The 21,476-nt window shown below is 42.1% G+C and carries 21 protein-coding genes; 3 read left to right on the forward strand and 18 right to left on the reverse strand.

All coding sequences use genetic code 11. From position 1 onward, the window contains the following. Nucleotides 1-41 precede the first annotated feature (41 nt). Nucleotides 42-1,505 (forward strand): hypothetical protein, encoded by a 1,464-nt coding sequence (locus tag HEQ19_13955; protein WYM00460.1) that lies wholly within the window; start codon nucleotides 42-44, stop codon nucleotides 1,503-1,505. Between the two features lie 84 nt (nucleotides 1,506-1,589). Here HEQ19_13955 and HEQ19_13960 read toward each other — a convergent pair whose 3' ends face one another. The 14 genes from HEQ19_13960 to HEQ19_14025 form a co-directional block, all read right to left on the reverse strand. Next, on the reverse strand, nucleotides 1,590-1,823 hold the full coding sequence (locus HEQ19_13960; protein WYM00461.1) for a hypothetical protein: 234 nt from the start codon (nucleotides 1,821-1,823) through the stop codon (nucleotides 1,590-1,592). Nucleotides 1,824-1,967: 144 nt separating this feature from the next. Further along, entirely contained in the window at nucleotides 1,968-2,849 is an 882-nt protein-coding gene (locus HEQ19_13965) for a hypothetical protein (protein WYM00462.1), read from the reverse strand. A 4-nt stretch (nucleotides 2,850-2,853) separates the two neighbouring features. Further along, on the reverse strand, nucleotides 2,854-4,854 hold the full coding sequence (locus HEQ19_13970) for an SGNH/GDSL hydrolase family protein (GenBank protein ID WYM00463.1): 2,001 nt from the start codon (nucleotides 4,852-4,854) through the stop codon (nucleotides 2,854-2,856). A 6-nt stretch (nucleotides 4,855-4,860) separates the two neighbouring features. Further along, a complete protein-coding gene (locus HEQ19_13975) occupies nucleotides 4,861-5,367 on the reverse strand; it encodes a hypothetical protein (GenBank protein WYM00464.1) in 507 nt (168 codons plus the stop codon). A gap of 15 nt (nucleotides 5,368-5,382) precedes the next feature. Further along, the gene (locus HEQ19_13980; protein WYM00465.1) at nucleotides 5,383-5,589 is read right to left on the reverse strand and encodes a hypothetical protein; all 207 of its coding nucleotides are present in this window, start codon (nucleotides 5,587-5,589) and stop codon (nucleotides 5,383-5,385) included. Next, nucleotides 5,586-6,185, reverse strand: coding sequence for a hypothetical protein (locus HEQ19_13985; protein ID WYM00466.1), 600 nt, complete (start codon nucleotides 6,183-6,185; stop codon nucleotides 5,586-5,588). The genes HEQ19_13980 and HEQ19_13985 overlap by 4 nt, the downstream gene beginning before the upstream one ends. 455 nt (nucleotides 6,186-6,640) lie before the next feature. Continuing rightward, nucleotides 6,641-7,462: a hypothetical protein gene (locus tag HEQ19_13990; protein ID WYM00467.1), complete on the reverse strand. Its 822-nt coding sequence runs from the start codon at nucleotides 7,460-7,462 to the stop codon at nucleotides 6,641-6,643. Next, complete coding sequence (locus HEQ19_13995) at nucleotides 7,462-10,038, reverse strand: hypothetical protein (protein WYM00468.1); 2,577 nt, start codon at nucleotides 10,036-10,038, stop codon at nucleotides 7,462-7,464. Before HEQ19_13995 ends, HEQ19_13990 begins: the two co-directional genes overlap by 1 nt. Beyond that, nucleotides 10,035-10,292, reverse strand: a complete 258-nt coding sequence (locus tag HEQ19_14000) for a hypothetical protein (protein ID WYM00469.1) — start codon at nucleotides 10,290-10,292, stop codon at nucleotides 10,035-10,037. Before HEQ19_14000 ends, HEQ19_13995 begins: the two co-directional genes overlap by 4 nt. Continuing rightward, on the reverse strand, nucleotides 10,279-10,863 hold the full coding sequence (locus tag HEQ19_14005; protein WYM00470.1) for a hypothetical protein: 585 nt from the start codon (nucleotides 10,861-10,863) through the stop codon (nucleotides 10,279-10,281). The genes HEQ19_14000 and HEQ19_14005 overlap by 14 nt, the downstream gene beginning before the upstream one ends. Before the next feature lie 14 nt (nucleotides 10,864-10,877). Continuing rightward, on the reverse strand, nucleotides 10,878-11,255 hold the full coding sequence (locus HEQ19_14010) for a hypothetical protein (GenBank protein ID WYM00471.1): 378 nt from the start codon (nucleotides 11,253-11,255) through the stop codon (nucleotides 10,878-10,880). Nucleotides 11,256-11,491: 236 nt separating this feature from the next. Next, the gene (locus tag HEQ19_14015) at nucleotides 11,492-11,872 is read right to left on the reverse strand and encodes a response regulator (protein ID WYM00472.1); all 381 of its coding nucleotides are present in this window, start codon (nucleotides 11,870-11,872) and stop codon (nucleotides 11,492-11,494) included. 2 nt (nucleotides 11,873-11,874) lie between these two features. Next, a complete protein-coding gene (locus tag HEQ19_14020) occupies nucleotides 11,875-12,027 on the reverse strand; it encodes a hypothetical protein (protein ID WYM00473.1) in 153 nt (50 codons plus the stop codon). 40 nt (nucleotides 12,028-12,067) lie between these two features. Further along, on the reverse strand, nucleotides 12,068-13,150 hold the full coding sequence (locus HEQ19_14025; protein ID WYM00474.1) for a response regulator: 1,083 nt from the start codon (nucleotides 13,148-13,150) through the stop codon (nucleotides 12,068-12,070). A 48-nt stretch (nucleotides 13,151-13,198) separates the two neighbouring features. Here HEQ19_14025 and HEQ19_14030 point away from each other — a divergent pair, with 48 nt between their 5' ends. After that, nucleotides 13,199-13,930, forward strand: coding sequence for a peptidylprolyl isomerase (locus HEQ19_14030; GenBank protein WYM00475.1), 732 nt, complete (start codon nucleotides 13,199-13,201; stop codon nucleotides 13,928-13,930). A gap of 299 nt (nucleotides 13,931-14,229) precedes the next feature. On the opposite strand, the gene HEQ19_14035 is transcribed toward HEQ19_14030, so the two are convergent. From HEQ19_14035 to HEQ19_14045, 3 genes are all read right to left on the reverse strand, one after another. Next, the gene (locus HEQ19_14035; protein WYM00476.1) at nucleotides 14,230-14,625 is read right to left on the reverse strand and encodes a hypothetical protein; all 396 of its coding nucleotides are present in this window, start codon (nucleotides 14,623-14,625) and stop codon (nucleotides 14,230-14,232) included. A 395-nt stretch (nucleotides 14,626-15,020) separates the two neighbouring features. Then, nucleotides 15,021-15,659 carry a Uma2 family endonuclease gene (locus tag HEQ19_14040; protein WYM00477.1) on the reverse strand — a complete coding sequence of 213 codons (639 nt, stop codon included), beginning with the start codon at nucleotides 15,657-15,659 and terminating at the stop codon, nucleotides 15,021-15,023. Nucleotides 15,660-15,828: 169 nt separating this feature from the next. After that, nucleotides 15,829-17,553 (reverse strand): ABC transporter ATP-binding protein, encoded by a 1,725-nt coding sequence (locus HEQ19_14045; protein ID WYM00478.1) that lies wholly within the window; start codon nucleotides 17,551-17,553, stop codon nucleotides 15,829-15,831. 300 nt (nucleotides 17,554-17,853) lie between these two features. Between HEQ19_14045 and acsF the strand changes: the two genes are divergently transcribed. Then, nucleotides 17,854-18,930: a magnesium-protoporphyrin IX monomethyl ester (oxidative) cyclase gene (gene acsF, locus HEQ19_14050; GenBank protein WYM00479.1), complete on the forward strand. Its 1,077-nt coding sequence runs from the start codon at nucleotides 17,854-17,856 to the stop codon at nucleotides 18,928-18,930. 202 nt (nucleotides 18,931-19,132) lie between these two features. Here acsF and HEQ19_14055 read toward each other — a convergent pair whose 3' ends face one another. Further along, a complete protein-coding gene (locus HEQ19_14055; protein ID WYM00480.1) occupies nucleotides 19,133-21,244 on the reverse strand; it encodes a TonB-dependent receptor in 2,112 nt (703 codons plus the stop codon). Between the last annotated feature and the right edge of the window lie 232 nt (nucleotides 21,245-21,476).

Below are 21,476 nucleotides of genomic sequence, written 5' to 3' on the forward strand. Positions count from 1 at the left end.
AAACGGGAGGGCTTGCTCCCTCCCATTTACCTCTCACCAACATGAGTAATTTTAACCCAATAAAACGAAGAACCGCTCAGGACTGGGAAGAACTAGCGGTTGAAAGTATCGAAAAAAGTGACAACAATTTTGGTGTGGGCGGGGCGATTGTTGCCGGCTTGGTGCTGGGCACGATCGCCAATCCCCTAACCGGAGTTTTGGGCGCAGGATTAATTTTATACGCCAGTTTTCGGAAAACCAAATCGGTAAACAATGCTGAAGAAGCAATCCGCGAATATAAATGTGTGGCACCGTTCTTGTCTGGCAACAATCTCGAAGACTATATCAGCCAAATCGGTCAGGACGAAGTAATGAAGCAGGTAACTTGGGCGCAAGAACGCGGCTATGAGGTATCCAGTGATGCCAAAAAACTTGTACCAAAGCAAGTAGCAGCACAACTTCAAACAAGCATTGTGGCTAGCGCTACGGCATCTATGGGGATGCTACAGGCGGTGTTTGCTGGTAGCTCTCGTGCCGAGGCATTGGGCAATACTCAATCCCCAACACCAAATGTCCAAGACTTAATATCGGCGATGGCAGTCCGCCCTCGAAACCATCTAATTGTTGGACAGCAGGGGTGCGGCAAGGGACTGATTGTGAGTAATGCCTTGAGCGCTATCAAACGAATAGCCCCCAAGTTGATTGTCTATTACATTGACCCCAAAGGGGATGACAAAGAAACTGGATATTTTGGCAACGTTGATGTACTGGAGCGAGGTAATGCCCTGCAATGGAAAGACTCTAAGACTATCGAGTGGTTTAAAGCCAAGTTTCAGGAGTTCATGCAATTGCCCTCGCCAAAGTTGCTCGTCTTTGATGAGGCAACTACTATCTCAATTTTGATCAAAAACGGGGGAGAAACTGGATGGTTGAAGGGTGCGATCGCCAAGTTGACCAGCTTAGGCGACTCAGGGCAGGCTTGGGTGTGGATCTTAGCTCAGAACTCGAACTGTGAAGATTTTGGGGTGAGCGGAGGACTGCGATCTCAGTTTACAGCTTTGGCTTTGGTACACGAATCCGGCATTACTTCTTACGAGGCAATGCGTTCGACGAAGTGGCTACCCATTAAATCATCGCCAGAAGAAATAATCCAATTATGTAACAGTTCGCCAGTTAAGCGCTGTTATTTTTATGGGCAATTTAACGATTGGCTGCCAATGCCTAAATTGCCTAACCCCAGTGGCTATGACCGCGACGGCATGAAGCATCTTGAACAAAGTTTCAATCAAGATTCGCGACCGCCAAAGCTATCAGAAATGGCTCAGAAATTGCTAGATTATCTAGTAAGAACTGGGCGCACAGAGGCATTGATCAAAGATGTTCAACCATCGTTTAAAGTCGGGGGTGAAAGGTTTAAGTCTGAGCAAATTAAACAATGGTTTTATGAAATTATCAATACTGGATTGGCTGTTTGGCTGGACGAAAACACCATAAAAATCAGACAGACAGACAGGACAGACAAGTAAGCAATAAATAGACAGACACCTTACGCAGTAAAGGACAGACGTGTCCTCTGTCTGGCAGACAGAAAACAGACAGAGGACAGACTTTTATGAAACTCTATACATATCCAAAAGCTCAATCATATTTTCAATTCTTTTGAGCTTTTCATAGTTCTGTGCCTCTGCTACTAAAAAACTTTTTTCTAGTTCCACTATCCTTTGCACCACAAGGTTATTTTGTTTATCGATAGCATCGTATATTGATTGATAGCCTCTGGCTATTTGCCAAAGCGTGCCAATCACAGCAATACTACCAACCAAAATCTCTAGATTTTCTTTCATGATGTAACACAAGTCCAGTGTACTCTGTAGTTTAAAATGCTATTAATAATCTCTTAATATCTATTGTAATTTTTCTTTCAAAAACTAAAACCCTCCTCTTTTCGTGAGAAGGGTTTTCTTTAATGACTTATTCAAAAAATAGGATTAAACGAACTGCCCTCTACTTACAACCCTTGCCCAATCTCGATTTAACAGTGTAAGCGGATCTCGATTGTCTAGGTTCATATTCACCAGGAAGAACCGATACAACTTCAACCCCGAATAACCGTTAGGAGCAGCACCAGTGGAGAAACTTGCTCTGCCCACTCTTGTTGCATTGGCGGAAAAATCTTGAGGATTGTCAATGCCTCTTGCGGCCAACACACCTCCAACATTACTAGTGGACCAGCGAATATTCTCCAAAGAAGTGCGTACCAGCGCAGCCTGTCCTGCGCTGGTACGGTAAAAGGCTAACTGGGCAAGCTTCCCATAGTCGCTTGCGTCCAGATTTACGGTAAACGTTTGAACGCTGGGACCCGCCCCGTTTTGCCTCCGAAAGGTCACAGCCGGACCGTTGGTCATGTTGATATTCAATAAGTCGGCGCCAACGTTGAATGTTCCGGCGTCTGCCAGCGTTGAAATCGTGGCACTCGTATTCCAGTTGGCGAGTGTTGGTAATTTGTAATAGGCTGTGATTAAAAAATTCTGGTTACTGAATATACCAGCTAGAGCATTGCTGATTTGCACAAATTGCCCTGCACCAGTTGTCGAAGATAAATCCAGCCCACCGCCTGCGTAGGTTAGTTGCCCTGTTGCAGTAACTACAACATTGGCGTTAACAGAGGATTCGCCAGTTAAATTGTTTAGCGCAGTTCCATTCGGGGGAGAGGCTACAAGACTGGAATAGCCGGTCTCGTCCCCCAAGTCAATCACTGCCCGTACCGAGCCGGAGCCATTTGCTTCCCTGATGAGAGCGTCTTTCGATAACAGGGGGAGATCCGTTCTCGTCGATGTAAACGGTACTTGAAACACTGTTATTTTTGGCATTTTTTTAGCTCACTAGCAGATCATAAAAACTACGAGAAAGAATGCGTCCGCCAGTTAAGGGTTCGGGATGTATTCCGTCTGCATTAAAAAATCGGTTATTTACATCGGGAGACGAGGATGAATACTCAGAAGGCGTAGCCGCAGACCCAAAATAATATTGCAAGTCTATAAAGCAGAGATTGCTATCAACGCAAAACTCCCTAGCCGACTGAGCATAAGCAGTCATTTTATACAGGTTTGTGGGACGCGTATTCTCTGGGGGTGTCGCGATCAATATATCTCTCCTAGGCAAAACGCTTTTAATATTTGCTACGATGGTTGCAAGGCTCTGGCGGTATTGCACCGGCGTCACACCTGCCCCCTGATCATTGGTCCCATGAAAAATGATGATTAGGTGAGGATCTAGGGTTTGTAGTTGGGCACTCCACTGAGACGCATCAACCGCAGCCCATTGAGATGTCCGACTGCCACTGCCTCCTAATTTGTGCAGGCGAGTCCCCGCCGAACTAGTGTTAAAATCTACACCTGCTAGGGAAACCGTTCCACTCTGAACTCTGATTCGCAGGATCGTAGGAGTGGAAGGCACAGTTAACGGAATAGTAGTTGTATTAGTGCCGGAAAGAGATATGGGGCTAGAAAAAGTTGCGCCATCATCCCATGAAATAGCAATAGAGCCGCCAGTCCCTTTGTAAAAGAGGTTTGCCGCATTAGTGCCGGCAGGGACGGATAGCCTAATGTAGTCGCCAATAGTGCTTGATGTCGCCAAAGACAAGCTTATGGCGTTGGTAGAGGATACATTGTATTCCCGCGTCCACGCTCCTATGATCTCAAACACACTAAGCAGATCGCTTCTCGCGGTTCTATCTAAGCCTACTGGCTGTGCAAGTGCTGTCCAGGTACTGACTTCAGTACCAAACCACGAGAACGAAATATAACCGACTCCAGCATTACCAGTAAGAGTTTGAAGTTGCTGTGCTAGCGATCTCGTGAAACGCACCTCACTTTGGGTATATGAATCACCGATTACCGCTACGCTCAAGACAGCAGGCTCTCCGAGTGATCGTTGTTGCAACTTCATCCGAGTTTGTCTCAGATTCCATTCCCCGTAGATTGGGAGTAAGGGATCTCCATACGGGGTCAAGCCTCTCTGTAACCTCAGACTCAAGCTTTCGCCAGATCCACGGGAAGATAGCAAGTCAACAGCAAGAGAGTCTGGCGAGAGCCTATGAAGAACATTCCCTAGCAGGTCTGTCATCACAGAACTTCCTGCGGGAGCAAGTTCTGTATCAATCGTCCAAAACTCTTTTGTTGCAACTGATTCTTGCAACGTTTTTAACGCTTCGTTTGCGTCTGACGTTAATGAAGCATCAGACCAAATTATTTTATTATTTGCATCAACAAAGTTGATGCTTCCCCCTACGTCAATAGTAGTGTAGGAGTCGTTTGGGATAACACCTGATCCTGTGTCCCCTTTGTCCCCTTTTGGTCCGGCGGGTCCTGTAAGACCTGTGCTTCCTGTAGGTCCCGGTGGTCCGGCGGGTCCTGTAAGACCTGTGCTTCCTGTAGGTCCCGGTGGTCCGGCGGGTCCTGTAAGACCTGTGCTTCCTGTAGGTCCCGGTGGTCCGGCGGGTCCTGTAAGACCTGTGCTTCCTGTAGGTCCCGGTGGTCCGGCGGGTCCTGGTGTCCCAGGAGTACCGCCCCCATCAGCAGCATCGTCCGCACATCCGCCAGCGTAAATATAAATATTAGATGGCGTTCCGCCAGACATATCTTTGTCTACTCCTGCGTTCATGTATATTTTTACGTCTTTGGCGATCGCGGATTTTTTTTCCACTTCCGCCAGTTTGTCTGCTAGTTGTTGTACCGATGTTTTTGCGGTTTCCTTCCAATCTGAATTCCCCGTCAAACGACGTACTTGAAACGCCAAAAGATTAACCGCTTGAATTAAGTTTAGGGAATTGTCGCCGTCTGCTGGGTTTTTAGTGTCATCCACCTTTATCGGCACTACTGTTCACCCCCACAGCACATCCTGAATGTCCGTGATTTCAGACTTAATGCTGCCAATCTCGGTTTTGAGTTCGCCTAACTGGGATTGAACGAAATCTTCGTCAATCCCGGTGTAGCGCCAAACCATGATTCTTGCATCCTGGAACCAATCAGGCAGCTTAACATTGACTGAATAGTTGGCGGTTATTTTTGGAAAAAAAATTAGGTTAATCCTTGGTCCCAAATAAATCTTCCGACGACTGTTTACATTAGAGTCAATTTTGCCTCCCAGTGTAATTCCAGAGGCGATAGATTGAGTCGCAAGCCCCGCATAAATCCATTTACGCCCATCGGGGATTGTGGTATCAATCAAAATCGCCAAGATAAATTCATTAAAGAGAAAAGGTATAGCAATTTCTGGGATGGGAACAAGTTTGTACCCTCCTCCTTCCTTGGGAAGTTTCCCGGCAGAAGTGGATTGATCGTAAGTGAGTTCCCAGTTCTTAGAATTGAGTTCTACCCTCCTAGTCATCGCTGTCAAAAAAAATTAAACCCCAACTAAAGTCTCAAGAGGACGCACATGACTCAATGGGTTGATGTCGAAGGACTCCAAAATATCAAAATAAGTTCCTGTGTCTAGCTGACCCATTAGCCATTTTGACGAAGCTTCGTTAATCACGAGCATCGCAGGAATATCTTCCATAGATTCCACAGTTACCATCAAAAAATCACGATAATCAAAAATGTCGCTCATAAAATTTCGGGGATGAATGAAATCCTGTTACCCTGAGAATCAGATCCAGTGAGAAAACTTTTAATTCCGGATAATTCTCTGATATCTGACACAGCTTCTTGATACTTTTCTGTTTCAGATTTTGCCCCAAACGGAGAAGAGACCGATTTTGTGAAATATCTTGTGTACTGTATCCCTGTTATCCGGCTTTTGTTGTCTGGGTTAAGACTACCCTTTTCAACTAAAATAAGTCTTGCGGGACGATAGCCTTTTAATCCGTCAAGCGGTGTAGATCCGCTTGGGAGAGCTTCGGACTTTTTTCGGGTGCGGCTGTCGGATGCAGCACTGTTTCTACAAAGAGTAATTAGATCTTGTGCGTTGCCAGTGCTGCCAGACTGGTTATCCGCAAGAATCCGGACAGGCAAAAAAATCCTGCCTGCTAACCCAAAAGATTCGACGTACCCAGCTTCTTTTATCGCGGAAACTTTAATAGAGTTTCCTCTTTGTTGTTTATACGCAGCTTGCTTTTGATCTTTAGGTTTATCCTCATACGCACGCAGCTTTGCAAGAGCTTCGTTTAGCTCCTTGCCTCGCCGAATATCACCATATCTGCCCATACATTTTTGTATAAATGGTTATGGTTCCATAATGCCTTATTTTTTCAATAGAATCATCAAGTTTTGGCTGGGGGAAAAGTATACTTTTACAAAAAATAGTAATTCAGGGCTACAGCAATCACACTTAGATATTCTTCGTTCAAGTTATAAAGGTAACGTGAGGAGGAACGACGAGCGTTATCCCACCAGAGGCAATCTTTAAATGATGTAACAAGGTCAAACATTATAAATTTATCTGGAATTTCTATACATCAAACTCAGAATGGTCTAATCGTTTATCTAAAGGACTTACTGAGAGTAGGCTATAAAATTCGCCCTATAGTTGGATACCGTCTCCAAAGCAGTATTCAAAACAATGATTTATAGCTTTCCGCCTTCACTTGAGAAAATATGTAAAATACTGACAATTGCGCTGATCCGTGTATATTTATTGCGGATTTTTATCGCTAGGGAAATTAAGTATATATGTTCTCAATACTTGACTTTAGTTTTCCATTGACCGAAACTAGGTTTATTGCTTTTGGCATTCCATAAACAAGTAATTGCGCGTGAGTAAAAACACAGTTAGCAGTTGGCCTGCGTTGCGGTTTTTTGACTTGCCGCCCATAAACCCTATTTGTTCCAGGGTTAGCAGGAAAGGTTTTTGAGTTTTGTATAAACTGAAAATTATCATCCTCAAATGGGACATTTAGTATATTTAAAATCGCTTTAGTCAAGGCTATTCCGTCTTGCCTATCTTGCACTAGCAAACGCAGATCGTATCCTTTTTCTATGTCAAGATATGTACACTTATATTTTCCTTTGCGCCAGATAAAAAGTGGAGAGGTGAATTCTGATTTTATTGCACGGGCATAATTAACTGCATCCGCTCGTGTGATTGTTTCAGATGTTTTACTCATCAACCTAAAAGTGGTCTCCCCTGTGACCTGATTTGTTCCATTTCCATGCTTTTCAAAAGCATAAGGCTCTTTAAAACACAGCTTTATCTGTGGTTTGAATCTAAAATCTCTCTGCCATTCTATAACAGGGACTCCATAGACAGGAGCTTGCAAAGATTGTGCATGTCCGGCAGTTACTTCAAATAGCCACAAGCGTATTAATAACATTGTGGCAGTATCACTATCCTTAATTGTACAAGCATGGCGAAGCGCTGCTTTAGGGCTAGTTATATCATTTTCTTTTTGATTTTTAAACCACCGTTGAACAGCTTTGTTGTGCCAAAGCCTTATATGATCCTGCAGGTGTTCCCATTCTGAAAAAGCTTCTGGTAAAGGCATCAGTCATCCTCCTGTAAATCCGCTTCGGTCATCTCTTGTCCGGCACTAGACCTTTTTGAAGATTCTTTTTGTTCTTTTAAAGCAGCAGGCTCAGGCGCTTCCTTTCCTTTATTTTCGTCCTTTGTGTCATCCTTGATAGCGTTAGTTAGTTCTGTTGCTGAGTTCGTCAATTCGGTAGTTGCTTGAATAACATCCAATGGGGCTTGAGTTACCATCTGAACAGTGCTAGCACCATTTTGCAAGTTTTCTAAAAATTGGGTGACTCGATTAAATTTCGGTGTGGGATTCATCCAATTATAGGCATTGTCCACGACTTCTCCAGCACTGCGAAGCGCATTGCCAATTTTTGCAACGTGTCCGAATCCCATCTCCAATGCGTTTAAAGTTGTACTTGCTAGGTTTTGAAAATTGTTTAGCACATTAGCAGTTGCTTGATATATTCTGTTAGCCTTTGCCCAGGCAGTTGTTAGTGCAGCATAATTTTCTTGTCCAATCATGTTTTTGATTAAGTTCTCTACACTGCTGCTAACAATTTCTCCTATGTCAAAAGCCTTGTTGTCGTCATCTTTTAAACCAATTAACTGCAATACATTGTTAAGAATCCCAATACAAGTCTGACCAATATCGTTAGACAACATTAAAGCGTTGTGAACAGTAGCTCCAAACGTCAATACATTTAATGCTCTGTCTAGTTTTAGCCAGTTTGTAAAACGTGTAAGTTTACCTGCTATCCCGCCCGGAAGCTGCTCACCCAATTTTTTGTCAATAGTATCTAATAAAGCGAGTTCAGGTATCTGCAGTCCTGTGTTAAGTCTATCTAATATCTGATTATTGTTATTGTTTGAATTTTTGTTAATAGTGTCTGCATTTTTATTTAATGCAGTATCCAAACAACCGCCATTTGTACTATTGCAAATACCAGTTCCTACCGACCGCTCAATATCTTTAGGCTTGGGAATGTTGGGGTTTATTAAATCGGCGGTCTGCTTGGGCAATTTATTCATGAATGGAGCAAGCCCACCAACCATTAAAGCAAGCTCATTTAACCGCTCCAGTCCGAGTTTGTTCAAGCGATCTTGCTCCTTAATCTGATTATTAAGCCCGTTAATTTGAGATTGCAAAGCGGGCACCCGCGAATCAAACACTTCCAGAGATTTCAAATCATCTTTAATTTTTTGAATATCTTGGGCTTGCTTGCCCAAATCTATGCCTATGTCTTTAACTTGCTTTTGTGTATTTTGACCTTGCTTGTAAGCTTCATTTACCCGTTCATCTACGTAATCGATTCCCTCCTTAATAATTGTTGTAGTCGCTGTTCCTTTTTTTAAGGAATCTAGGAATTTCGCTGATATTATGGATTGTTCCTCATTCCATTTAGCAGCCAAGGACTCATAACTTTTCTTATATGTTTCTCTTAGCCCTCCAATGACGCCATCAATGCTTGTGACGGTTACTCCTAGTTTCTTTGTTTCGGCTTCAGTTGCCTGGCTTGTCTTAATAAGCCCAGTCAACTGTGGTTGTAATTGTTTTAATTGATTTTGGATGATTTCTATTTTCCCATCAACAATTTTTACAATATTCTGTGTGAGGCTAGCTGGATTTAGCTGCTTTGCTAAATCTAACGCTTGAGCCACCAAAGGCTTAGTAGATGCCAATTCCTTCTGTTGTTCGCCTAGAGCCTTTTTTTGTGAATCAATTGCATTACGTTGAGCTATTAAACTTTCTTGAATATTGCTAAAATTCTTTTTAATTATTTCAATATTAGAATTAAATTGTGTTTTAAGTGCGTCAAACTGTTTTGGATTAAATGTAATTAAACGTTTGCTAACGTCAGCTATTTTTTGAGCCTGTTCTATGATTCTCTGTTCTAATATTTTTCGCCCCTCCCTGACTTCATAAAGGGCATCGTTCGCCTGTTTTTTAGCATTTGCGATCTTAGCCTCTAATATTTTTCGCCCCTCCCTGACTTCATAAAGTGCATTATTAGCTTTATCTCGAATAGGAACTTGTTGCTTTTCTAAAGCATAAACCCTATCTTTCGTCTTTTGAATATCCTGTCCGTATTTATCCGATTGTTTATTTAACTCCCTAATTTTTAGTAAATTCCGCTGATATCTATCAAAAGCTTTTTGTATCTCTGATTCCGTCCAGACGCTAGCTTTAATATCTGCATTCTGGACTTCCGCCTGTGCCCAAATAGCAGTAAGCGTCAGTCCAATACTTGCGGCTAATATAATTGCCTGCCCAAGCGCAATTCCCCCCTTACCTGCTTTATCTAAAGAATTCCCTCCCGGAACTTTATTCAAAATTTTATCTAAAACCGCCTTGGAATCTTTTACAGTTTTTGCGGTTTCTTTGATTTTTTTCAATTCGGATAGCAGCCCTTTTTGCTCCCTTAGCGATTTAGCTAAGTCTGCAAAATTCTTGTAGTCTTTAGCGCTAAACCGCGTCATTAGTTGAGTAAATGGTTTCAAATTCCAGTTACTGAATTTGAACTTTGATGTTTTGACGACACGGTTAATATTGGTCAGACCGGTTTTTAATGCTTTGGTAGAAGGACTATCAGGTACTTTCATTGGAACATGTCAAATATTTTATTAAACCCTTTAACGATTGAGATAGATAGATCGCCTATATAGCCAAAAACGGAATCCAAGTTTTGATGAATTTCGTTAACAAACTTGGAGATGATTTTAATATCTTCATCAAGAATATTAATATATTTTTCGACTCTGGTTAGTCTAGCCTCCATCTCCAAGACTTTCTCGATATTTCTATTTATAGAAACTATTGATTCCTTAATCTCGATAACATCATTATCGTTTGCCATTCAAATACTCCTCTATCTGCTTTAAATTTCTTTTGATTATTTCTGAAGGAAAACACCAGTACCCTTTTGGATCGACGAGAGACGTTATTTTTGTATACCCATCGGGACATTTATTTGTAAAACAATTTATATTTGAAACATTATAGTAAATATTTTGATTGTAAGTAAAAATATCTGGGATATTGTCTTGTGACTGAATTGACAAAGTTGACTTGTGATTTTCTCTTATTTCGTAGATTATCCCCTCCCCGTCGTACGCTTTGAATATCTCAAGAGTAACTTCTTGTTCGTTGAAAAGATAACCGACTCGCTCTATTAGCGCTTCACTATTATCCATGTTTTCAAAACGTCGAAAAATTATAGACCCGTAAGGGGCGCTTCCTACGAGCTTATACGTTCTATCCGCTGCATACATATTTCTCCGATAAATATCACCGTCGAGACGATCTAAATACAAAATAACTGTAACTGGTGCGGTTAAATCAAAATATTGTGGATCTGCATTATCAAATGCAACCTCAATGCTAAGAGTGCCGCCGTCTTGACAAAAATTTTCTCTCGCAACCTCCATAACTAAAAGCTTTATCAAAATTTACTGGGGATTATTTTTGATGCACCTTCGTCAGGCGTGTCAAACGTTACTTCTGCGCTAATCCTTTTGACGATAATACTGTTTCGTTCTACGTGGGTAGGAATGGCACTGATTGCTAACGCGATATTTTGGTTTGGGGCGGTTGGGCTAACTCCCGCGAAAACATCACCGTCTCTGGCGGTGGTAGTCAAAGTTTTACTGGCTGCTACAAAGATTGCAGCGAACAGTTCCTCTGCGTTGGGAGACTCGCCCAGAATATCTTCTGTAATTGATTCCAAATCAGGCAGCGAAACGCAAAAATATTTAATCCCACTAATTGATTGAATGGATGCATTTGCGCCAAATACTTGCTGTAGAGTTGGTTCGATCATATTTTGTGTCCCCTAGTCCTTGGTGCTATTTTACACGACTACAGCATTGAATGAGTGGTCAACTAGTAGTCAGAGTTGCCTAGAAAAATTGCCCAACAAGGTTGTTTTTCACGAAAATGAGTAGTAAATGAGTAGCGAATGACAGGAGGGGAGCTACAAGCCTCGCTCTTGCGTTTGTGTACTTCATTATCTGTGAATATGAAGAAATGTTAAGAAAAATAGTCAAATGTTAACAGTTAATCATTCCAGTGGAGAAGCGATCGCATCTCTTGGACTAAATCAAGTGGGTGAAATGGTTTGAGAATCACTCCGGCGATCGCCAGTTGAGCAAATTGGCTTTGTTCACTGACCTGGGCTTTGGCAGTGAGTAGAATGATGGGAATAGACTCGATAGCAGGATTTGCTTGGATCTTTTCCAACGTCGTGATACCATCCATACCAGGCATCATGACATCAAGGAGGATAGCATCAGGCTGTTCTGTTTGGGCGATCGCCATTCCTTCTTCACCGGATACTGCTACTAGCGCTTCCCAGCCAGCAATCGCTTTGAGCGAAATTTGCACAATCTTTCGGATACCTTGCTCATCATCAATGATTAAAATTCGCTTAGTTGCCATTGCTACGCATCCTCTATCGGTATTGTGAAATAGAAGATGCTACCCTCTTTCCCTTGTCCTGTTGTCCCCTGATTGGACTTCAGGTCACGCACTTGCTCTCGCAATGCTTCCAACTCAGCAATCAGTTCCTGTTTGGTTTTTTCGCAATCTTCCATCCTGGGTATGCTTTCATAGAACCGTGAGTTAACCTGATGATTAGTTTACCAGCTCTTGTAGCCCCATCAGCAGTTGCGTCAATTGTTCCGCGTCTGGCTCCCCTAATGGTTGATCCTGCTTGAGAATCTGCTGTATTTGACGTAAGAGATCGGATGCTTCATCTAAGCCAAAACAGCCCAATGATCCACTGAGGGTGTGTGCTTCTTGTTCAGCCTGATGCTGTAGTGCTGGTGACAGCATACCCTTCTGTAAAGCCATAACAGCTTGTTGAATAATCGCCAGGCGATCGCCATAGGACTGTTGACACTCCAGCCAAACAGCTTTCAGGTCTGATACAAAACTAGTTTCAGGGGGGGAAGCGGTGGACTGAGGAGCAGGGGGAATAGTCCTTTCCTTTTCTTTTCCCTCCCCGATGTTCTCACCTGTTAGTTGCTCCTGTTTCAGCCGATACCCCAATTTGTAAATCGTCTCAAATATATTATCCGCTCCAGCTTGTCTGAGTTTCTGACGCAAACCCTTCATATGTGCCCGTACCGCTCCCTCACTGGGGAATTCATCCACAGCCCACACACGTTCAAGTAACCGACTGGGGCTAAAAATTTGGTCAGGGTTCCGCAGAAACAACTCTAGTATTTCATATTCTTTAGCAGCCAGCAGAATCGGTTGTCCCCGATAACTCACTTCACAACTTTGAGGATTCAGGTACAACTCTCCCCATGACAACAGGGGCGATCGCCTCCCCTGGTTTCGTCTTAGCAATGCCCGAATCCGTGCTAATAATTCTTCTAGGTTAAAAGGTTTGACTAAGTAATCATCAGCTCCCGCATCCAGTCCGATAACTTTATTTGTCACCGCATCCAGCGCCGTGATCAGTATAACTGGGGTGTCCCGGTTCGGCGTCAGAGTAAAAGATTTCCCAGCCCGCAGTTGTTGACAAAAACTCATTCCATCCAGCTTAGGCAACATCAAATCCAGCAGAATCAGGTCATAGACATAGGCTTGTGCTAAATCCCAACCTATTTCCCCATCAGCAGCCAGATCAACATGATAGCGCTGTTTGACCAACGCTAGCTGTAGCATCTGGGCTAAATTCTGATCATCTTCGACACAAAGAACTTTCACAAATCATATAGGATTGCTATATATAGTTGAACTTAAAATTAATAACTAATGACTGAATTGCTTCAAATCGGCAACCGTACAATCACGCCTAGTGAACTGATTCCCTTACTGGCGAGCTACCAAATGCTACCCCAGATAATGCGGGAATTGATTATCGATCAGGCGATCGCCACCATCGAGTGTAGTCCAGAGGAAGTCATTCAAGCTCAACAGCAGTTTAACGCCGAAAAACAGTTTAAAACAGAAGCCGACCTACAATCCTGGGTATTGTATCATGGTCTGAGTCTCAATCAACTAGAAGCGGTCACTACCCGGAAGCTGAAAATTGAAAAATTCAAGCAAGCTACCTGGGGTAACAAACTCGAATCCTATTTTTTTCAGTCCAAAGCCAAACTGGACAAAGTGATTTATTCTCTGCTGCGAACTCAGGATGCGGGAATTGTCCAAGAACTCTACTTTCGCATTCAAGCGCAAGAACAGTCTTTTGCAGATGTAGCGCGGGAATACTCACTCGGTCCTGAAGCCCAAACTGGCGGTTTAGTCGGCCCTGTGGAACTGAATGCACTCCATCCGGTCATGGTGCAAATGTTTTCTAACAGTCAACCTGGTCAATTATTACCCCCAACCCGCATCGCTGAATGGTTTGTGATTTTACGGTTGGAGAAATTAATTACAGCCCAACTAGATGAACCAATGAAAGCGCGTCTGCTCAATGAACTGTTTGAAAACTGGTTACAAGAAGAGCATAAAAAAATCACCACAGTTGAGGGTGAGAGTTGATAGTTGACTATTGATTCACAAGACTAAAGCTGCGTGTCACAATCTACATATATTGCCATACAGTTAAGTTAAGGAAAATTGTCGTAGGGGCACGGCACGAATAAAATTGTCATTAGAAGAAAAGATTTTGGATGCCGTGCCCCTACTACACTGTATACCATTTGAGTCTAACTGAACTGTATTGACATATATTGTAGGGTGCATATCTCATTAAAAACTCAAATCTGACGTACCCCGCTCAGGCTTTTTACCCCCCTTAAAAAAGGGGATATAAGACTTTGAAATCGCCAGACTAGCCCCTAACGCACGATTTTCATTCCACTAATCAAAGTCACTATCTTGGTTTTACCGCAAGGTTCAGCACTTTGACAATCGCTTACTTTCTGCTTACTATAGGTTAATTTAACTTTCTTATTTAAGTAAGTTTTTTCCTCTGCACAAATCTCAAAAGTCGCGGGTACTTGTTCGTATTTTTTTCCTTTTTGATCTACTAAATCGACATAGCAACTGATGTCACCATTAGTCATGCTTTTAACTGTCGCTATACTTGGTCTTTGGGCTGCTGCTTGAACTGGTGCGGGGCTACTTAAAAATCCCATAGTAGAAATAGCAAAAAATGAGGCTCCCAAACACAAAACAGAAAAATGGAAGCGAGATTTTTTACTTTCTAATTCTTTCTCTTGTTGACTAACCATGATGTTCTGCTCCCCTATAGGGTGGAAATGGTTGGTATTTGTATACTACCTGATGGGTTGACAAACAGGTTGTAAAGTTTACTTATCAAGGATTTTAGTATTAGTAGCTCGAAAAATATCGCTCCTGGTTATACATCTGTGAAACTGAAAATAAGGTTTATAGTCCAATACGCTTGGTGTTAGAGCCAAAAACCTTAACCCAACCTACGATTTTTCTTACAGCAGTTTTCAGGTATTTAGACCACACCTCGATATCTGTATTTCTTTCTTCCTTTGCGCCTTCTCTTCGAGACGCTCCGCGAATGCGCCTTCCCTGCGGGACGCTGCGCGAATGCGTGAGATATAAAAATGTGGTTCATTTACCTGAAAATCGCTGTAACACCAAGCGTATTGGTTTATATTGAATGTCTCACCCACGCTCGAAATGCTTTCATGGTGGTATTTCTCCCATCAGTTTTACTCCGCATCAAATATTCACGAATCATTTGAGCTATCTGTAGATTAGGAAAGATAGAACTAGTATTTGATTGTAGATACTGACCATCTACAAGCACATTTATTTCTAACTGATTTCCATTCCAGCGCCATAATTCAGGAACTCCTAACACTGCATAATTATTAAACCGAGTGCGGGAGGTAATATCAATTTCGATAGCTAAATCAGGGGGTGGATCAACTGTTAAATCGATTCTATCCTTACCGCGAACAGCGGCTTCATTTTGGATGTAAAAACAATCATCTGGTTCTACTCCTGCATCCATGTTTTTTTGCGCGAAAGTTGTAGAACCTAAACTCCAAAATTCAATATCCAGTTCTTCTAAAAGAGCTTTTACTAAATCACCAATAATAACTTTAGCTACTTCATGCTCTGGTAATGGTGCCATTATTTCCAGTACCCCTTGACTATAAGATATCCTAGAATGGCGATGGTCGCCAAACTCTGCCAAAATATGTTCGTATCCTGACCAGGAGATATCTTTAATCAATAACTGATGACCTACAGGTACAATTAGTTGTTTGAGTTCAAGTAACATAACTATCTTTTCTGCTCTGGAAAAATTATAAAATAAATCTCAAAAAATAAATTCCCCAATATTTGAGTGCGTAGGGTGCGTCAGTACCAGTAATCTCTGGCTATTTCCAAGTTTTCTCACTGCTGACGCACCCTACAAATTGGAGATTTCTTTAATTGTCTGTCCCTAATTAACTAAACTGTTGAGCATAAAACCTTGCATAGCGACGCTCAAACGCTAACAATTCTTCATGGGTGCCTGATTCGACAATTTGACCCCGTTCCAATACTAAAATGCGATCGCACCTCCTCACTGTACTTAACCGATGAGCAATAATAAAGACTGTACGTCCTTGCATCAATCTTTCTAAAGCTTCCTGTACCAAGGCTTCTGATTCAGAATCTAAGGCGGAAGTGGCTTCATCAAGGATCAAAATTTGCGGGTTGAGCAGCACAGCACGAGCGATCGCAATTCTTTGGCGTTGTCCACCAGATAAATTTACCCCACGTTCACCCACCCATGTCTGATAACCTTCTGGTAACTGGGTAATAAATTGATGGGCGTTAGCAATTTTTGCAGCTTGCTCTACTGCTGACATTTCAAAATCATCTTGTCCAAAAGCGATATTTTGGGAAATTGTTCCAGAAAACATGATGGTTTCTTGGGGAACAATCCCAATTTGTCGGCGCAAGCTATGGAGCGTCACATCGCGAATATCAACGTCATCAATGAATATTTGCCCAGATTCGGGGTCATAAAACCGGGGAAGGAGATTGACAAAAGTGGTTTTACCGGCACCAGAAGCACCCACCAGGGCGATCGCTTCTCCTGGTAATGCCAATAAACTGATATCTTTAATTACAGGTTCACCGGGTTTATAGGCAAAGGACACACGACGATATTCCACTTTACCTGCAACTGGGGGCAGAGTGACGGCATTTCGCTTTTCCACCACCGTCGGTTGAATAGCCATCAATTCAAAAACACGGTCAACTGATGCCTCACCCTGCTTAAATTCGTTATAATTATTTGTAGTGTGACCGATAGGGTCAATTAATAACGCCGCTGCGGCCAGATAACTGAAAAACGCTCCCACCGTCAAGTTGCTTTGGGAGATTTGCCACGCACCCACCATCAATAAAGATAACGCACTCAAAGCTTCCAAAAATCCGACGATGGGAATTTGAATCGCTTTTAGTCTTTCGGCGGAATATTTCGCCTGTAAACTGCGTTCCGCTTCATGGCTAAACTTAGCAATTTCATAATTTTCAGCCGCAAAAGCCTGTACCAAACGAATCCCGCTAAAAACTTCCGTGAGAATCGCTGATAAATCCGAAACCCGATTTTGACTGCGACGGGAATATTTTTGCAACCGTTCACCAAACCAGCCAATTAACACACCCATGATTGGTGCTACAATGACCGTAGCCAATGTCAGTTGCCAATTCAGGTAAATCATGTAAATCGGAATTGCCAGCAACTGCAAAACGCAGGGGATAAAATCGTGAAACAGTTTATTGATCACTTCCCCAATCCGATCAACATCTTCAGTTAGGCGGTAAGATAAATCACCAGCCTTTGCAGTTTCAAAATAGCTGAGATTCAGCCTTTGCAGGTGAGCATAGACCTGTTTACGCAGATTAAAAGCTACTCTCAAAGCCGCCTTCGCCATATAAATATCTTGCACAGACTGAAAAAAGCCACGCACAAGAAATACGACACCGCAAATCCCAGCTAATTGAGCGATCGCGACTACATTACCTTCACCAAAAGGCGTTGCCAACCTACCCGCGATATTGATCAGGGTTAAAGTAGCTAGCACATATCCGATAATGCCAATAAATCCCCTAGTGATATTTTGCCACTGAGGTCGGATATAGGGCAACAGTTGCGAGTAATTAGAGCGCGTTTTCAAGCTGTCACGTCCACAATGATATTTTACTTTGTTTGACGCTATCAGCTTTTGCGTAGTTTCTGAATAGTTAATTGATACTGATATCGGAATTTTCTGTGACTTCCCAGCGTAGCAACATTGCTATCTGTGACAAATCTTCAGCTGCTCTAATTTTTGTAACAGGTCACAGTTTTTATCCCATACCTTGGTAGACTGAACTTTATACAAATGGATATTGTCGTCTAGTTGCGCCTTGTGAGAGCATTAACCTTGGCTTTCTAGTGTACCTCAAGATCAGAAAGACAAAAGAGCGATTAAGACATGGTAGATTCCTTAAAAAAACCTAGCTTTGAAGAATTGCGTCCAGGAATTAAAGTCCCCGCAAAAGAAACCCTATTAACACCCCGGTTTTATACCACCGATTTCGATGAAATGGCGCGGATGGACATCTCCGTCAACGAAGACGAGTTAAGAGCCATTCTCGAAGAGTTTCGTGCTGACTACAACCGCCATCATTTTGTGCGCGATGCGGAGTTTGAACAATCCTGGGATCATATTGACGGCGAAACCCGTCGTTTGTTCCTGGAATTTCTCGAACGTTCCTGTACCGCTGAGTTTTCTGGGTTCTTACTGTACAAAGAACTTGGACGCCGTTTGAAGGATAAAAGCCCTGTTTTGGCAGAGTGCTTTAACCTAATGTCACGCGATGAAGCGCGTCACGCCGGCTTTTTGAACAAAGCAATGTCAGACTTTAATCTGTCTTTAGATTTAGGGTTTTTGACTAAGAGTCGCGATTATACCTTCTTTAAGCCAAAATTCATCTTCTACGCCACTTATCTTTCCGAAAAAATTGGCTATTGGCGCTATATCACCATTTATCGTCACTTAGAAGCTCATCCTGAAGACCGGATTTATCCGATTTTCCGGTTCTTTGAAAATTGGTGTCAGGATGAAAACCGTCACGGCGATTTCTTTGATGCGGTGATGAAAGCCCAACCGCAAATGTTGGATGATTGGAAGGCAAAGCTGTGGAGTCGCTTCTTCCTGTTGTCGGTGTTTGCCACCATGTATCTTAATGATATACAGCGTAAAGATTTTTATGCTGCTATTGGTCTGGATGCACGGGAATATGATATTTACGTGATTAAAAAGACCAATGAAACCGCAGGAAGAGTATTCCCGTTGATGCTGGATGTAGATAACCCAGAATTTTATCAGCGATTGGATATTTGTGTCAAGAAAATGGCAAAATTAGCGGCGATCGCCAATTCCAAAACTCCCAAATTCCTCCAATTCTTCCAAAAACTGCCATTGTTTACCTCAATGGGTTGGCACTTATTGCGATTGTACTTCATCAAACCAATTGATGCTGTTTCTGCTCAAGGTACTGCTCGCTAAGTTATAACAGTTTTGCGAAAGCTTTAGTGGTTCTGTAGTCTACAGAACCACTTTTTTTGTTTCATCGGACCGAACCACTGGAAGAATATCTATCCGCACTTAGCGCAGAGAAGGATACAAAGGAAGAGTTAAGGAAAATGGTAGGTTAAGGTTTTTGAGCTTAACCGAGCAGTATTGAGAGGGATGGGGTTTTACGTTAGAACTATAAATCTGCAGTTAAACCCACGCGAAAAGTAAACCCAGGACTATAGATACGATTAACTCGCTCATATTGTTCACCGAGTAAATTTTCTAGATAAACCGTCAATCCCAAATTAGTAGTTAAAGGAATACGACCGCTGAAATCTAAATTAAAGAAAGACGGCGCAAAATCTGTAGCTTTTTGACCAGCGTTGGCGTTTGCAAAAGCTGCTCGACGAGCGCCACTATTATAAGTAGCATACAAATTAGCCTGCCATCCCGCCTTTTGATAACCAATACCGGTTTGGAGTACAGAATAGGGAATCAAACCTAACTGTAAACCTTTGTCTGTGCCTGTTTTAATTTGGGCATCTGTATAGGTATAGTTGAGAAAAGTAGACCAACCATTAGCAATTTTTAATTGCAAAGCTGCTTCAAAACCATTGGTATCTACTAACCCAATATTTTGCCATTTATTCGCTACAATTCCGAGACGATTATCTAAACTATTGCCGAAATAAGTAAACTGTCCAGTCAAATTTTGCGAAAAATTGACATCAACACCCGCAGTCCAAGATGAGCCAGTTTCCGGTTTTAAATCGGGGTTTGGCGACCAATTATGCACCGTATCATAAACATATAATTGATCTAAACCTGGATTACGTTGCGCCCCAGCCCAACTACCACGCACAGCAATATTTGGTGCAGCTGCATAACGTAACCCTACACTAGGGTTAAGATAACTACTAAACTGACTATCAAAGTTTTGTCTCAGCCCTAAATCTACCTGAAACTTATCAGTAATATTGAGAGTATTCACAGCAAATAAAGCTGTAGTAAAGACACTGCGATTTTCTATTTCATTATTAGCAATTCTCGCAGGAACTGAACTCAAAACAGTACCGTTTAAGTCACTATTTTTCAAATCTAACCCCCAGCGTAATTTATTATTGGGGTTAAATTTCCACTCATGATCAACCCTAGCTGTCAGTTGTTGTGTGTCTAAAGTACCTGTACGGTAATTGTTACCACTAGGACCATAAGTGTTGAAGTAATCTTGGTTATAACCAATGGTAGTTGTCAGATTAGAATCTTCCCCATTACCTAAGCGAGTTTTCCAAGATAAGCCCGCGTTTAAACCATCGTGGTCTAGTCGGTCTTTTTGCAGAGGAAAACCAAAATAAATTAAGCCCCGACGACTGCTTAATGTAGTAACATCTAAATTCAGAGAATTTTTATTATCTAAATCTACAGCAATGCTACCAAAATACGTGCTAGTAGCTGTATCTGCATTCGATAAATACCCCTGACTATCACGATTAGCAGCACCTAGGGGGACTTTGTAACGGTTATCTGTAAAGAACCTTTCAAAACTAAAGTTATACTTTACAGGTCCAGTAGAACCAGCATAACTAAGTTGTTGATTATTTGTACTCAATGAGCCAAATTCTACACTACCTGTTAATTTAGGCTTGCCATAACCTTCTTTGGTGATGATATTCACAACTCCACCAAAGGCTGATGAACCATACAAAGTAGAAGCAGCACCGCTATATAATTCTACTCGATCAATAGCCTCTACAGGAATGCTATTTAAGTCAGTTGCACCATGATAGGTGTTAATATTATTATTAATTGGTCTGCCGTTGATGAGAAATACAGACTGATTAATTGAAGCGCCTCGGTAGTATGTACCTGTGTGAATATCTGCACCATGACCTACATCATTAATGGCGAAACCAGGCAATCTTTTCAAAACATCAGCTACACTTGTAGAACCCTGCTTTTTGATTTCTTCTTGCTCAATTACATAAACTGGAGTAGACTGCGGTAGCGTGTCTTTTTCCCCAATCGCTTCTATAGAAATATCCGCATCTTCTCTGGGATTTTGGTCTGTTTTTTGCTCTTCTGCTGACTGAGTTCCCTGGCTAATTTCAACTAATGCAGATGACTGAGTTAATAACTTAGCATTAGTGGTGGGAAGCTCAATTTCACTCAAATTTTGAATATCTGAAGTTACCTGTGGCAATTTTTCGGTTGTTTTTTGGTTGACATCAGCATCAGCAGCATAGGTAGGAACAGCTATCAGTAAAGTCTGGACGACAACAGGGAGCAAAAAATAACACTTGTTCACGTTTTTCTCTCACACCAAGTAAAAACAATTACCAAGTGTTAGTCTACAGTTACTGCGAATATATCTCAAAAGACAAGGTGTCATATTTGGTAGGGTGCGTCAGTCCTAGATATTTACAGCCATTTTCAGGTAAATAGACCACAAGGTAGGGGCGCAAGGCCTTGCGCCCCTACGAAGATCTGTGGTTATACCGTTTCACTTTAAGTATGATACAAATACGTTGGTAGGGGCA

The sequence above is a fragment of the Gloeotrichia echinulata CP02 genome (genome assembly GCA_038087035.1).
In the GTDB taxonomy this organism is placed as follows: Bacteria; Cyanobacteriota; Cyanobacteriia; order Cyanobacteriales; family Nostocaceae; genus Gloeotrichia; species Gloeotrichia echinulata.